General features: G+C 72.7%; 15 protein-coding genes. 11 read left to right on the top strand and 4 right to left on the bottom strand.

Going from position 1 to position 12,833, the window contains the following annotated elements; translation table 11 throughout:
- On the bottom strand, positions 1-290 hold a 290-nt coding region (locus L2I40_RS09675), incomplete at its 3' end, for a hypothetical protein (RefSeq protein ID WP_237214696.1).
- An 80-nt stretch (positions 291-370) separates the two neighbouring features.
- Between L2I40_RS09675 and L2I40_RS09670 the strand changes: the two genes are divergently transcribed.
- Entirely contained in the window at positions 371-1,339 is a 969-nt protein-coding gene (locus L2I40_RS09670; protein ID WP_237214695.1) for a Bug family tripartite tricarboxylate transporter substrate binding protein, read from the top strand.
- A gap of 5 nt (positions 1,340-1,344) precedes the next feature.
- Here L2I40_RS09670 and L2I40_RS09665 read toward each other — a convergent pair whose 3' ends face one another.
- The 3 genes from L2I40_RS09665 to L2I40_RS09655 are packed head-to-tail and all read right to left on the bottom strand — an operon-like array spanning position 1,345 to position 4,047.
- Positions 1,345-1,692, bottom strand: coding sequence for a hypothetical protein (locus tag L2I40_RS09665; protein ID WP_237214694.1), 348 nt, complete (start codon positions 1,690-1,692; stop codon positions 1,345-1,347).
- Positions 1,685-2,737 carry a porphobilinogen synthase gene (hemB, locus tag L2I40_RS09660; protein WP_237214693.1) on the bottom strand — a complete coding sequence of 351 codons (1,053 nt, stop codon included), beginning with the start codon at positions 2,735-2,737 and terminating at the stop codon, positions 1,685-1,687. Before hemB ends, L2I40_RS09665 begins: the two co-directional genes overlap by 8 nt.
- Positions 2,734-4,047, bottom strand: coding sequence for an O-acetylhomoserine aminocarboxypropyltransferase/cysteine synthase family protein (locus L2I40_RS09655; protein ID WP_237214692.1), 1,314 nt, complete (start codon positions 4,045-4,047; stop codon positions 2,734-2,736). The genes hemB and L2I40_RS09655 overlap by 4 nt, the downstream gene beginning before the upstream one ends.
- Before the next feature lie 213 nt (positions 4,048-4,260).
- On the opposite strand from L2I40_RS09655, the gene rpiB reads away from it, so the two are divergent.
- From rpiB to L2I40_RS09605, 10 genes are all read left to right on the top strand, one after another.
- Positions 4,261-4,719, top strand: a complete 459-nt coding sequence (rpiB, locus tag L2I40_RS09650; protein ID WP_237214691.1) for a ribose 5-phosphate isomerase B — start codon at positions 4,261-4,263, stop codon at positions 4,717-4,719.
- On the top strand, positions 4,716-6,017 hold the full coding sequence (gene glyA / locus L2I40_RS09645) for a serine hydroxymethyltransferase (RefSeq protein WP_272910954.1): 1,302 nt from the start codon (positions 4,716-4,718) through the stop codon (positions 6,015-6,017). The genes rpiB and glyA overlap by 4 nt, the downstream gene beginning before the upstream one ends.
- 161 nt (positions 6,018-6,178) lie before the next feature.
- Entirely contained in the window at positions 6,179-6,631 is a 453-nt protein-coding gene (gene nrdR, locus L2I40_RS09640; RefSeq protein WP_237214690.1) for a transcriptional regulator NrdR, read from the top strand.
- A 21-nt stretch (positions 6,632-6,652) separates the two neighbouring features.
- Positions 6,653-7,732, top strand: a complete 1,080-nt coding sequence (gene ribD, locus L2I40_RS09635; RefSeq protein ID WP_237214689.1) for a bifunctional diaminohydroxyphosphoribosylaminopyrimidine deaminase/5-amino-6-(5-phosphoribosylamino)uracil reductase RibD — start codon at positions 6,653-6,655, stop codon at positions 7,730-7,732.
- A gap of 1 nt (position 7,733) precedes the next feature.
- Positions 7,734-8,342, top strand: coding sequence for a riboflavin synthase (locus L2I40_RS09630; RefSeq protein ID WP_237214688.1), 609 nt, complete (start codon positions 7,734-7,736; stop codon positions 8,340-8,342).
- Positions 8,339-9,463 (top strand): 3,4-dihydroxy-2-butanone-4-phosphate synthase, encoded by a 1,125-nt coding sequence (gene ribB / locus L2I40_RS09625; RefSeq protein WP_237214687.1) that lies wholly within the window; start codon positions 8,339-8,341, stop codon positions 9,461-9,463. Before L2I40_RS09630 ends, ribB begins: the two co-directional genes overlap by 4 nt.
- Positions 9,460-9,936, top strand: coding sequence for a 6,7-dimethyl-8-ribityllumazine synthase (gene ribH, locus L2I40_RS09620; protein WP_237214686.1), 477 nt, complete (start codon positions 9,460-9,462; stop codon positions 9,934-9,936). The genes ribB and ribH overlap by 4 nt, the downstream gene beginning before the upstream one ends.
- Entirely contained in the window at positions 9,933-10,436 is a 504-nt protein-coding gene (gene nusB, locus L2I40_RS09615) for a transcription antitermination factor NusB (RefSeq protein ID WP_237214685.1), read from the top strand. The genes ribH and nusB overlap by 4 nt, the downstream gene beginning before the upstream one ends.
- A gap of 218 nt (positions 10,437-10,654) precedes the next feature.
- Positions 10,655-11,617, top strand: a complete 963-nt coding sequence (gene thiL, locus L2I40_RS09610) for a thiamine-phosphate kinase (protein WP_237214684.1) — start codon at positions 10,655-10,657, stop codon at positions 11,615-11,617.
- Positions 11,614-12,792 (top strand): MFS transporter, encoded by a 1,179-nt coding sequence (locus L2I40_RS09605; protein WP_237214683.1) that lies wholly within the window; start codon positions 11,614-11,616, stop codon positions 12,790-12,792. Before thiL ends, L2I40_RS09605 begins: the two co-directional genes overlap by 4 nt.
- The last annotated feature ends 41 nt before the right edge of the window (positions 12,793-12,833 follow it).

The following is a 12,833-nucleotide window of genomic DNA, read 5'->3' as shown; positions in this document are numbered from 1 at the left end:
GTGCCCGGACGCGCGCGGGCGAGCAGCAGCGCGCCCTCGGCGGGGTCGGCGCGGTGCAGGGCGACGACGCCGCGTCCCTGCATGGCGCGCAGCGTGGCGATCTCCGCCTCGACCCCCTGGCCCGGTGGGGCGAGCTTCAGCACGTGGTCGTCGCCGATCGCGACCAGCCGAGCGGTCGGCGTCTCCGAAAGGCCGCCCGCCGGCACAAGGCCCCAGGCGGCGCAGACCCGCGCCAGGCGCTCGTCGAGCGAGCCGCGCCAGGACGCGAGCCGTGCCGCCCTCCGGATCATGGAGGCGGCGCGCTTGACGGCACGGCGCGCGCGCCGCCCAATCGCCCCGCATCGCCCGGAGTGGCGACACGGAGGAAACCATGAAGCGTCGCAGCCTGCTGGCCGCGCCCGTCCTGCTCGCCACGCCGTCGCTCGCCCGCGCCCAGGGCTGGCAGCCGAGCGGCCCGGTGCGCATCGTCGTGCCCTTCCCGGCCGGCGGCACCACCGATGTCCTGGCGCGGCTCTACGCGCAGCGCTTGACCGAGACCCTCGGCGTCTCGGTCGTGGTGGAGAACCGCGGCGGCGCGGGCGGCTCGATCGGCGCCGACGTGGTCGCCAAGGCGGCGCCGGACGGGCAGACGCTGCTGTTCCACAACCTCACCTTCTCCACCACGACGGCGGCGCTGGAATACGCGAACCGCGCGCCGCATTCGATCGAGCGCGACTTCGCGCCGATCAGCCTCGGCGCCAACGTGCCGATGATGCTGCTGGTCAACGCGCAGGTGCCGGCCCGCAATCTCCAGGAACTGGTTGCCTGGGCGAAGGCGCAGAACCCGCCGGCCTTCTACGGCTCCACCGGCCCGGGCAGCACGATCAACCTGATCGGCGAGGTGCTGAAGCGCGACGGCGGCTTCCAGATGGAGCATGTGCCGTTCCGCGGCGCGGCGCCGCTGGTGCAGGACATGCTGGCCGGGCGCATCGCCTTCGGCGGCGACCAGATCTCGACCGCGTTGCCGCATGTGCGCGCCGGCACGCTGCGCCCGATCGCGACGCTCGCCGCGCAGCGCGCCCGCGCGCTGCCCGACGTGCCGACGGTGCGCGAGCAGGGCTTCCCGAATGCCGAGCTGCTGGGCTGGAACGGCTTCTTCGCCCCCGCCCGCACGCCGGAGGCGACGCTGGCCCGGCTGCAGACCGAGATCGCCGCGGCCGCCCGCGCCCTCGCGCCGCGCATCCAGGAACTCGGCGCTGAGCCGGGCGGCAATTCGTCCGCCGAGTTCGGCGCCTCGGTGCATGCGCAGGTGGCGGCGGTGCGCCCGCTGGTGCGCGAACTCCGGATGCAGGTCGAATAGGGGCCTCAGCGGTCCAGCCGCGCCGCGATGCGGCGCGGCGGGCGCTCCTCCTCCGGGCGCAGCCGCTTGAGGCGGAACTTCACCCCCTGCCACCAGGACAGCGCATGGGCCGGCGGCGGCGGCAGGGCGGGCAGCCTGCCGCGCTCCGCCTCGCCGAGCACCGCGCGCCGCGCCGCACGCAGCCGCTGCAGCCGCCACCAGGCCAGGTTCTCCTCCTCGCCCGGCTCGGCGTGACGGAAGGCGAGCAGCGCCTCGACCTCCGCCCGCTGCAAACGCAGCGCCGCGACCGCCGGGTCGTCGGGCCGGTCGGAGGCGCCGTGCCAGGGGCGCCGCAGCGCCCCGCCCTCAGCCACGCCGCAGGACCTCCGCCGCCTCCACGGCGAAATAGGTCAGCACGCCGTCGCAGCCGGCGCGCTTGAAGCCAAGCAGGCTTTCGAGCATCGCCTTCTCGCGGTTGAGCCAGCCATTCTGCACCGCCGCCATGATCATCGCGTATTCGCCCGACACCTGATACGCGAAGGTCGGCACGCGGAACTGGTCCTTCACGCGCCGGCAGATGTCGAGATAGGGCATGCCCGGCTTGACCATCACCATGTCCGCGCCCTCAGCTACGTCGAGTGCCACCTCGCGCAGCGCCTCGTCGGAATTGGCCGGATCCATCTGGTAGGTCTTCTTGTCGCCCTTCAGCGCCCCGCCGGAGCCGACGGCGTCGCGGAACGGCCCGTAGAAGGCCGAGGCGTATTTCGCCGCGTAGCTCATGATCCGCGTGTGGATCAGCCCGCGCGCGTCGAGCGCCGTCCGGATCGCGCCGATGCGCCCGTCCATCATGTCCGACGGCGCGATGACGTCGATCCCGGCCTCCGCCTGGATCACCGACTGGATCGTCAGGATCTCGAGCGTCTCGTCATTGGCGACGTAGTGCCCGCCCGGCCCCTCGCGCAGCACGCCGTCATGGCCGTGATCCGTGTAGGGATCGAGCGCCACGTCGCCGACCAAGCCGAGCTCCGGGAATTCCCGCTTCAGCAGGCGCGCCGCGCGGCACATCAGGTTATCGGGGTTCTTCGCTTCGGTCCCCTCGGCGTCCTTCTTCTCCGCCGGCGTTGCCGGGAACAGCGCGAGCGCCGGGATGCCGAGCTTCGCCGCCGGCTCGACATGGGCGGCGAGGCGGTCGAGCGTGACGCGCTTCACCCCGGGCATGGAGGCGACCGCCGTCTCGGTCGCCGTGCCCTCGATGACGAAGATCGGCCAGATCAGGTCGTCCACCGAGAGGCGGTTCTCCGCCACCAGGCGGCGCGTGAAGGCATCCACCCGGTTGCGGCGCATCCGAACAGCCGGGAAGGCGCCCGGCTGGCGCGGCGTCTCGACCGAGAGCCCCGCCGGCTTGTCGAATGCCGTCATTCCGCGGCCGCCTTCAGCCCGCCGCCCGCCGCGGCCAGCGCCTGATCGAGATCGGCGATGATGTCGTCGATGTGCTCGATCCCGATGGACAGGCGCACATAGCCGGGGGTGACACCCGACGCCGCCTGCTCGTCCACCGAGAGCTGGCTGTGGGTGGTCGTCGCCGGATGGATCGCGAGGCTGCGCGCATCGCCGATGTTGGCGACGTGGTAGAACATCTTCAGCGCCTCGATGAAGCGCTTGCCGGCCTCGGCACCGGCCTTCAGCTCGAAGCCGATCAGGCTGCCATAGCCACCCTTCAGCGCCGCGTCCGCGCGCCGCCGTGCCTCGCCTTCCATCAGCGAGGGATGGATCACGTGCGACACCGCGGGGTGCCCGGCGAGATAGGCCGCGACCTTCAGCGCATTGGCGCAGTGCCGCTCCATCCGCAGCGGCAGCGTCTCGAGCCCCTGGAGGAACATGAAGGCGTTCATCGGCGCCATCGGCGCGCCGAGGTCGCGCAGCAGGCAGGTGCGCATGCGGATGATGTAGGCGATCGGGCCGAGCGGCTTCACCGCCTGCGTCCAGACCGCGCCGTGATAGCTCGGATCGGGCTTGTTCAGCGTCGGGAAGCGCTCAGCATGGGCTTCCCAGTCGAAGTTGCCGCCATCGACGACCATGCCGCCGATGCTCGTCCCGTGGCCGCCGATCCACTTGGTCGTGGAGTGCATGACGATCGCGGCACCCAGCGCGAGCGGCTTGCAGATGATGGGTGCGGCGGTGTTGTCCATGATCAGCGGCACGCCGAGCTTCCGGCCGATCGCCGCGACCTCTGCGATCGGGAAGACCTGCAGCTTCGGGTTCGGCAGCGTCTCGGCGTACCAGGCACGGGTGCGCGCATCGGTGGCGCGCGCGAAGCCCTCCGGATCGGCCGGATCCACGAAGCGCACCTCGACGCCGAATTGCTTCAGCGTGTTGGCGAACAGGTTCCAGGTGCCGCCGTAGAGGTCGGTCGAGCTGACGATGTTGTCGCCCGCCTCGCAGAGGTTCAGCACGCTGAACGTGGTCGCTGCCTGCCCCGAGCCGAGCGCCAGGCCGGCGACCCCGCCTTCCAGCGCTGCGACGCGCTTCTCCAGCACGTCGACGGTCGGGTTCATGATGCGGGTGTAGATGTTGCCGAGCTCGGCCAGCGCGAAGAGCCGCGCGGCGTGGCCGGTGTCCTGGAACTGGAAGGACGTCGTCTGGTGGATCGGCACCGCGACGGAGCCGGTCGTCGGATCGGCCCGCCAGCCGGCATGCAGCGCGATGGTTTCGGGATTGGTGTGGCTCACGGCCTTCCTCCGGGTCTCGTGACGCGGAGTCGTGGCACGGGACGGGGCAGGGGGCCAAGCGGCGCGATCGCCTGCTGCGCGACGCCCTGCCTGGAGGAGGCCTTGCCCCACGGCCCCGGCGGCCAGAGGCAGCCCTCCCTGCGGGCCTGGGTTGCACCCAACAGCTTGGGGCCGGCGTTCCGCGCGGCCACAGGGCGTGGTAACCCATGGACCATGACGGCATCCATTCCCGTGGCCCTCGGCTCCGACCACGCCGGCGTCGGTCTCAAGGCGACGCTGCGCGCGGCGCTGGAGGAGGCCGGCCACCCCGTGCTCGACCTTGGCACCGACGGGCCGGAAAGCGTGGACTACCCGGACTTCGCCGATGCCGTCGCACGCGCCGTGCTGGACGGGCGGGCGCGCTTCGGCGTGCTGGTCTGCGGCACGGGCATCGGCATCTCGATCGCCGCGAACCGCCATCCCGGCATCCGCTGCGCGCTGGCCCAGGACGCCACCACCGCCCGGCTTTCGCGCGAGCACAATGACGCCAATGTGCTGGCCCTCGGCGCCCGCGTGACGGGCCCCGAAGTGGCGCTCGACGCGCTGCGCGCCTTCCTCGCCACCCCCTTCGCCGGCGGTCGCCACGAGCGCCGCGTCCGCAAGCTCACCCCCGACTGGAGCCCGCGCCCATGAACGAGACCACCCCGGCCATGACGCCCGCGCGGTTCTTCCAGGCCTCCGTCGCCGAGACCGACCCCGAGCTCGCGGCCGCGATCGGCAAGGAACTCGCGCGCCAGCAGGACGGCATCGAGCTGATCGCGTCCGAGAACATCGTCTCCCGCGCCGTGCTGGAGGCCCAAGGGTCCGTCCTGACCAACAAGTATGCCGAGGGCTATTCGGGCCGCCGCTACTACGGCGGCTGCGAGTTCGTGGACGTGGCGGAGGATCTCGCCATCGCGCGCGTCACGAAGCTGTTCGGCTGCGGCTTCGCCAATGTGCAGCCGCACAGCGGCGCGCAGGCCAACCAGGCGGTGTTCCTCGCCCTGCTGCAGCCGGGCGACGCCTTCATGGGCCTCGACCTCGCGGCGGGCGGCCATCTGACGCATGGCTCGCCGGCGAACCTCTCCGGCAAGTGGTTCAAGCCGGTGCCCTACACGGTGCGCCGCGAGGACCAGCTGATCGACATGGCGGAAGTCCGCCGCATCGCGCTGGAGAGCAGGCCGAAGCTGATCATCGCCGGCGGCTCCGCCTATGCGCGGCACTGGGATTTCGCCGCCTTCCGCGCCATCGCCGACGAGGTCGGCGCCTACTTCATGGTGGACATGGCGCATTTCGCCGGGCTGGTGGCGGGTGGCGCGCACCCGTCTCCCTTCCCGCACGCGCATGTCGTCACGACGACCACGCACAAGACGCTGCGCGGGCCGCGCGGCGGCCTGATCCTGACCAACGACGAGGCGCTGGCGAAGAAGTTCAACTCAGCCGTCTTCCCCGGCCTGCAGGGCGGGCCGCTGATGCATGTGATCGCCGCCAAGGCGGTGGCCTTCGGGGAGGCGCTGAAGCCCGAGTTCCGCGCCTATGCGCGGCAGGTGGTGGCGAACGCCAAGGCGCTGGGCGAGGAACTGAAGGCGCAGGGCCTCGACCTCGTCACCGGCGGCACCGACAACCACCTCGTGCTGGTCGATCTCCGGCCGAAGCGGCTGACCGGCAAGGTCGCGGAAGGCGGGCTGAACCGCGCGCACCTCACCTGCAACAAGAACGCGATCCCCTTCGACCCGGAGAAGCCGATGGTGACGTCGGGCATCCGGCTCGGCTCGCCCGCCGCAACCACGCGCGGCTTCGGCGAGGCGGAGTTCCGCCAGGTCGGGCAGATGATCGGCGAGGTGCTGGACGGGCTCGCCAGCGCCAATGCGCCGGAGGCCAACGCCGCCGTCGAGGATCGCGTGAAGGCGCGCGTGCTGGAGCTCTGCCGCCGCTTCCCGATCTACGCCTGACCAACCAGATGGCGCCCCCTGACCAAACCCAGGACCGCCATCGCAGGGTCCGTCCGCCACGCGGCCGGCGCCGCCCACATGACAGCGCCGCCGGGCGCACCCGCCGCGCGGCGCAAGCCAAGCGCGCGGCTGCGCGCGCCGGCGCTTGAGGCAAACGCGCCATGCGCTGCCCCTTCTGCGGCAACGAGGACACGCAGGTGAAGGACAGCCGTCCGGCCGAGGACGGCGCCTCGATCCGCCGGCGCCGGTCCTGCCCGGCCTGCGGCAACCGCTTCACCACCTTCGAGCGCGTGCAGCTGCGCGAGCTGACCGTCATCAAGTCGGACGGCCGCCGCGTGCCCTTCGACCGCGACAAGCTCGCCCGCTCCGTCCGCATCGCGCTCCGCAAGCGCCCCTTCGACGAGGAGCGGATCGAGCGCATCGTCAACGGCATCCAGCGCCGGCTGGAGGTCGAGGCGGATTCCGAGGTGACCAGTCGTCGCATCGGCGACGTCGTGCTCGACACGCTGCGCGACGTCGACCAGGTCGCCTATGTCCGCTTCGCCAGCGTCTACCGCAACTTCCGCGAGGCGAAGGACTTCCAGCAGTTCCTCGGGCAGATCGACGGGACCTGACCCGTGGAGGACGAGCGCCACATGCGCGCCGCCCTCGCGCTCGCGTCGCGGGGGCTTGGCAACACTTGGCCCAACCCGGCGGTCGGCTGCGTCATCGTCCGCGACGGGCAGGTGGTCGGGCGCGGCTGGACCCAACCGGGCGGCCGCCCGCATGCGGAGACCGAGGCACTGCGGCGCGCCGGCGTGGCGGCGCGCGGCGCGACCGCCTATGTCACGCTCGAGCCCTGCTCCCATCATGGCCGCACGCCGCCCTGCTGCAACGCGCTGATCGGCGCGGGCGTGGCCCGCGTCGTCGCGGCCATGCGCGACCCCGACCCGCGCGTGGATGGGCGCGGCTTCGACATGCTGCGCGCCGCCGGCATCGTTGTGGACGAAGGGCTGCTGGAGGCCGAGGCGCGCGCGGTGAACGCCGGTTTCGCGCGGCGCATCACGCTCGGCCTGCCGCTTGTCACACTGAAGCTCGCCACCACGCTGGACGGCCGGATCGCGACCGCGGCCGGCGAGAGCAAGTGGATCACCGGCCCCGCCGCCCGGCGGGAAGCCCATGCGATGCGCGCCCGCCACGACGCGATCCTGGTCGGCAGCGGGACGGTGCTGGCCGACGACCCGGACCTGACCTGCCGGCTGGCCGGCGCCGCGCCCGTCCGGGCGCTGCGCGTGGTGGCCGATGCCCGCCTCCGCACCCCGGTCACCGCCCGGCTGGTCGCGACCGCCCGCGTGCATCCGACCATCCTGGCGACCGTCCCCGGCCACCCGCCCTCGGCCCTCGCCCCCTACCAGGAGGCCGGGGTGGAGGTGATCAAGGTCGCCCGCGGCGCCGAAGGCATGGCCATGCGGGGCCTGCTCGGCGCCCTGGCCCAGCGCGGCGTGACGCGCGTGCTGGCCGAGGGCGGCGCCGGGATCGCGGCCGCCCTGCTGCGGGAGGGGCTTGCGCAGCGCCTCGCCTGGTTCCATGCGCCCGGGGTCATGGGCGGGGACGGCCAGCCCGCGGCCTATCCGCTGCCGGTTGAGACGCTGGCATCCATGCCCAGATTCCGCCGGACCGCGTCACGCCCGCTCGGCCCGGACTGGCTGACCGAGTTCGAGGCCGAAGGAGAGTAGGATGTTCACGGGCATCGTCACCGACCTCGGCACGGTGCGGGAGGTGCTGCCGATCGGCGGCGGCCACGACCACCGCCTGATCATCGGCACCTCGCCGGCCTTCCTGGCCAACCCGCCGGTGGCGCTCGGCGCCTCCATCGCCTGCTCGGGCGTCTGCCTGACGGCGGTCGAGCTCGGCGGCGACTGGTTCGCGGTCGAGGCCTCTGCCGAGACGCTGTCCAAGACCACGCTCGGCGGCTGGAAGCCGGGCACGCGCGTCAACCTCGAGCGGTCCTTGCGCATCGGCGACGAGCTCGGCGGCCATTTGGTCGCCGGCCATGTGGACGGCGTGGCCGAGGTGATCGCGGCGACGCCGGAGAACGGCTCCGTGCGCTGGCGCTTCCGCGTGCCCGCTTCGCTCGCGCCCTACGTCGCGCCGAAGGGCTCCGTGGCGGTGGACGGCGTGTCGCTCACGGTCAACGAGGTTGACCGCGAGAGCTTCGGGGTCAACATCATCCCCCATACCGCGGCGGTGACCACCTTCGGGACGCTGCAGCCGGGATCGCGGGTCAACATCGAGATCGACATGATGGCCCGCTACGTGGCCCGCCTGCGGGAGTTCCAGCTGTGAACGTCGAGGCCACGCGCACCAGCTTCGCCGAGTTCCTCTCGCCGGCCGAGGAGCTGATCGAGGAAGCGCGGCGCGGCCGCATGTTCATCCTGGTGGACGACGAGGACCGCGAGAACGAGGGCGACCTCGTCATCCCCGCGCAGTTCGCGACGCCCGACGCGATCAACTTCATGGCCCGCCATGCGCGCGGCCTGATCTGCCTCGCGATGACGCGCAGCCGCGTCGAGCAGCTCGGCCTGCCGCTGATGGCGCAGTCGAACGGCACCCGTCACCAGACCGCCTTCACCGTCTCGATCGAGGCGCGCGACGGCGTCACGACCGGCATCTCGGCCGCCGACCGCGCGCGCACCGTCGCCGTCGCTATCAACCCGGAAATCGGGCGCGAGCACATCGTGACGCCCGGTCATGTCTTCCCACTCGTCGCGCGCGACGGCGGCGTGCTGGTCCGCGCCGGGCACACCGAAGCGGCGGTGGACTTCGCGCGTCTCGCCGGGCTGAACCCGTCCGGCGTGATCTGCGAGATCATGAACGACGACGGGACGATGGCGCGCATGCCGGACCTCGTCGCCTTCGCGCAGCGCCACGGCCTCAAGCTCGGCACCATCGCCGACCTCATCGCGCATCGCCGGCGCACCGAACGCCTCGTGCGGCGCGTCGAGGAGGGCACGATCGAGGGCGTCGGTGGCGCCTGGCGCGTCATCGTCTACGCCTCGACGCTCGATGCCGGGGAACATCTGGCGCTGGTGAAGGGCGACCTGGCTCGGCCCGAGCCGGCGCTGGTCCGGATGCACGCGGCCTCGATGCTGCATGACCTCGTCGCCGGCCGTGCGGAGGGCGAACTGCACGCGGCGATGCACGCGATCGGGGCCGAGGGCAGGGGGGTGGTCGTGCTGCTGCGCGACTGGCGGCCCGACGGCCTTTCCCAGGCGGTGCGCGCCCGGCGGGAACGCCGGGCCGCGGCGCCGGAATTGCGCGACTATGGCATTGGCGCGCAGATCCTCGCCGATCTGGGCTTGCGCGAGATCGTGCGCCTGTCCGACAACCCGCGCCCCGTCGTGGGGTTGGAAGGCTACGGGCTCAGCGTCGTCGAGACGCGGCCCATCCCGAAGGAAGCGAAGTGAGCACCAAGGATTCGCCGGAGCGCGAGGCCGCCCGCCTCGAAGGCCCGCCGGCGCGCGTGCTGGTCATCCAGGCGCCCTATTACGCCGATGTGGTGGGCGGCATGCGCCGCGGCGCCGAAGCCGTGCTCGCCGACATCGGCGCGCGGGTCGAGGTGGTGGACGTCGCCGGCGCCTACGAGCTTCCCGCCGCGCTGCGCATGGCGATCCGTCGTGGCGGCTGGGACGGCTTCCTGCTGCTCGGCTGCGTCGTGCGCGGCGAGACCGACCACTACACCTTCATCTGCGACGCGGTCTGCCACGGCGTGATGGACATCACGGCGGAAAGCGGCGCGCCGGTCGGCTTCGGGCTGCTGACGGTCGACCGGCTCGAGCAGGCCGAAGCCCGCTCGCGCGACGACCGCATGAACAAGGGCGCCGAGGCGGCGCATGCGCTGATCGGCCAGATCGCCCTCGCGCGCCGGTGGCTGGCATGAAGGCCCCCGCACAGCGCGCCCCGGTCGCGCGCGGCCGCCCCCGCACCGGCGCGCGCGTCGCCGCCGTGCAGGCGCTGTTCCAGTCCGAGCAGGCCGGCGAGAGCCCGGAGGCGGTGATCGAGCAGTTCGTCCGCCATCGCCTCGGCCCGAACGAGGCCGAGGAAGGCTATCCGGAAGGCCGCGTGCCGGATGCCGATGTCCGGCTCTTCGCGCGGCTGGTGCGCGCGGCGGCGACGAACATCGAGGCGATCGACGCGGCGCTGGCCGAGGTGCTGGCGAAGGACTGGCCGCTCGAGAAGCTCGATCCCGTGCTGCGCGCGCTGCTGCGCGCGGCGGGCGCCGAGCTGATGCAGCCGCACGACCCGCCGATGCGCGTCGTGATCAACGAGTATCTCGACGTCGCCCACGGCTTCTTCGCCGGCGACGAGCCGAAATTCGCCAATGGCGTGCTGGAGGCGCTGGCCCGCCGCTTCCGCGCCGACGAGTTCGCGCGGGGATAGCGGCGTGGGTGGCGGGCGTGCGGGGAGGGCGCTGCCCTCCCCGAACCCCTCCCGCCAGGAGCCGGCGGGCTCCTGGACCTCGATCAGTCATGGCCGAAGGCGAGGGGGCCAAGGCCCCCTCGCCTTCGGCCATAAACTCATGGGTTCCAAGGGCCCACTGGCCCGTGGTGGGGAGGGTCCGGGAGGGGAAAGGCCCCTCCCGCGCCCCGCCGCCTAGCATGCCGCTCCCCCGCGAGTTCGAGCTCATCGCGCGTCATTTCCGCCCCCTGGCGGGGGAGGGTGCGCTGGCGCTCGGGGACGACGCCGCGTTGCTCGATCCGCCGCCCGGGCGGCAGCTCGTGCTGGCCGCCGATGCGATGGTCGCCGGCGTGCATTTCCTGCCCGACGACCCGCCCGCGACGATCGGGCGCAAGCTGCTGCGCGTGAACCTCTCGGACCTCGCCGCGATGGGGGCCGCGCCGCTCGGCTACCTGATGACCTGCGGCTTCCCGCAGGGCACGGAGGAGGCGTGGATCGCCGCCTTCGCGGATGGGCTCGCACAAGATCAGGCGGAATTCGGCCTCGCGGTGCTGGGCGGCGACACGGTGGTGACACCCGGCCCCGCGAGCTTCACGCTCACCATCGTCGGCAGCGTCGTGCCGGGCCGCGCGCTGCGGCGCGTCGGCGCGCGGCCCGGGGACGATGTGTGGGTCTCCGGCACCATCGGCGACGGCGCGCTCGGGCTGCTCGCGCTGACCGGGCGGCTTGCGCCGGATGCGCATCTGGCGGAGCGCTACCGGCTACCCACGCCGCGCCTCGCGCTCGGCCAGGCGCTGGCCGGCATCGCGCGCGCGGCGATGGATGTCTCGGACGGGCTGGTGCAGGACCTCGGCCATCTCGCGCGCGCCGCCGGCTGCGGGGCGGAAATCCGCGCCTCGGCGGTGCCGCTGTCGGATCCGGCGCGGGCTGCGCTCGCCGCCGATCCGTCGCTGCTGCCGCGGATCCTGGGCGGCGGCGACGACTACGAACTGCTCTTCGCCGCCGATCCTGCGGACGCGCCGCGCGTGCTGGCCGCGGCCGAGGCGGCCCAGACCCGCGTCACCCGCATCGGCCGATTCCTGGACGGCGAGGGCGTCCGCGTGCTGGATGCGTCGGGCGGCGCGATCGAACTCGGCGCCGGCGGATGGAGCCACTTCGCATGAGTGCCGAGGATCGCGCGATGAAGCGCGACGTGATGCTGCTCTTCTGCTGTCAGGCGCTGATGAACGCCTCGGTCGTGGGGCAGGTCGCGATGGGGCCGATCGTCGGCTACAGCCTGGCCGACGACAAGGCGCTGGCCACGCTGCCCTTCGCGGTGCAGATGGTCGCGGTGATGGCCGCCTCCATCCCGGCCGGCATCGTCTTCGGCCGGCTCGGCCGGCGCGCCGGCTTCTCGCTCGGCGCGCTGGCCTCGCTGATCGGCTGCTTCGTCTTCGCCGCCGGCGTCTGGACGGCGGATTTCTGGCTTTATGTCGCGGGCGCGCTGCCGGCCGGGATCGGCATGGGCATCGCGCAGCACTACCGCTTCGCCGCCGCCGAGGTGGCGAGCCCGGCCTATCGCCCGCGCGCCATCTCGCTGGTCATGGCGGGCGGCGTCATCGCCGCGGTCGCCGGGCCGGAATTGGTGAAGCAGAGCAAGGACCTCTTCCTGCCCTTCCTCTTCCTCGGCACCTACCTGATCTTCGCGATCCTCCCCGTGATCTGCCTGGTGGTGCTGACCATCGTACGCCTTCCCCCGGCGCCGCCGCGCCAGGCGAGCCCGACGCCGGTGATGGAGATCGTCCGCCGCCCCGCCTTCCTGACCGCCGCCATCACCGGCGCGATCGCCTATGGCACGATGAACCTCGTCATGACCTCGACGCCGATCGAGATGATGGCCTGCGGCTTCGCCGTGGTGGCGAGCGCCACCGTCATCCAGGCCCATGCGGTCGCGATGTTCGCGCCGGGCTTCGTCACCGGGCGGCTGATCGCCCGCTACGGCACGCGCCGCGTGATCGTGGCGGGCGCGGTGCTCAATGCGCTCTGCGTCGCGGTGGCGCTCGCCGGCGAGAGCTTCGCGCATTTCACCGTGGCGCTGGTGCTGCTCGGTGTCGGGTGGAACTTCATGTTCACCGGCGCGACCAACCTGCTCGGCGAGGCGCACAGCCCGGCCGAGCGCGTGCGCGCGCAGGCTGCCAACGACTTCATCGTCTTCGCGACGGTGGCCTGCACGGCGCTCGCCTCCGGCGCGGTGCATGCGGGGGCGGGCTGGGCGGCGCTGAACCTCGCGCTGCTGCCGGCGCTGGCCCTGGCCAGCGTGATGGTGCTGCGGGCGCGGCCGGCGGTCCGGCCGGCCTAGATCGGAAGAGCGCACGGCCGGACTCCAGTCACCAGCTCACC

This window comes from Falsiroseomonas oryziterrae, from assembly GCF_021864505.1.
Taxonomy (GTDB): Bacteria; Pseudomonadota; Alphaproteobacteria; order Acetobacterales; family Acetobacteraceae; genus Falsiroseomonas; species Falsiroseomonas oryziterrae.
Note: the sequence above shows the minus strand (reverse complement) of the source record. Positions and strands in the feature narration are given on the sequence as shown.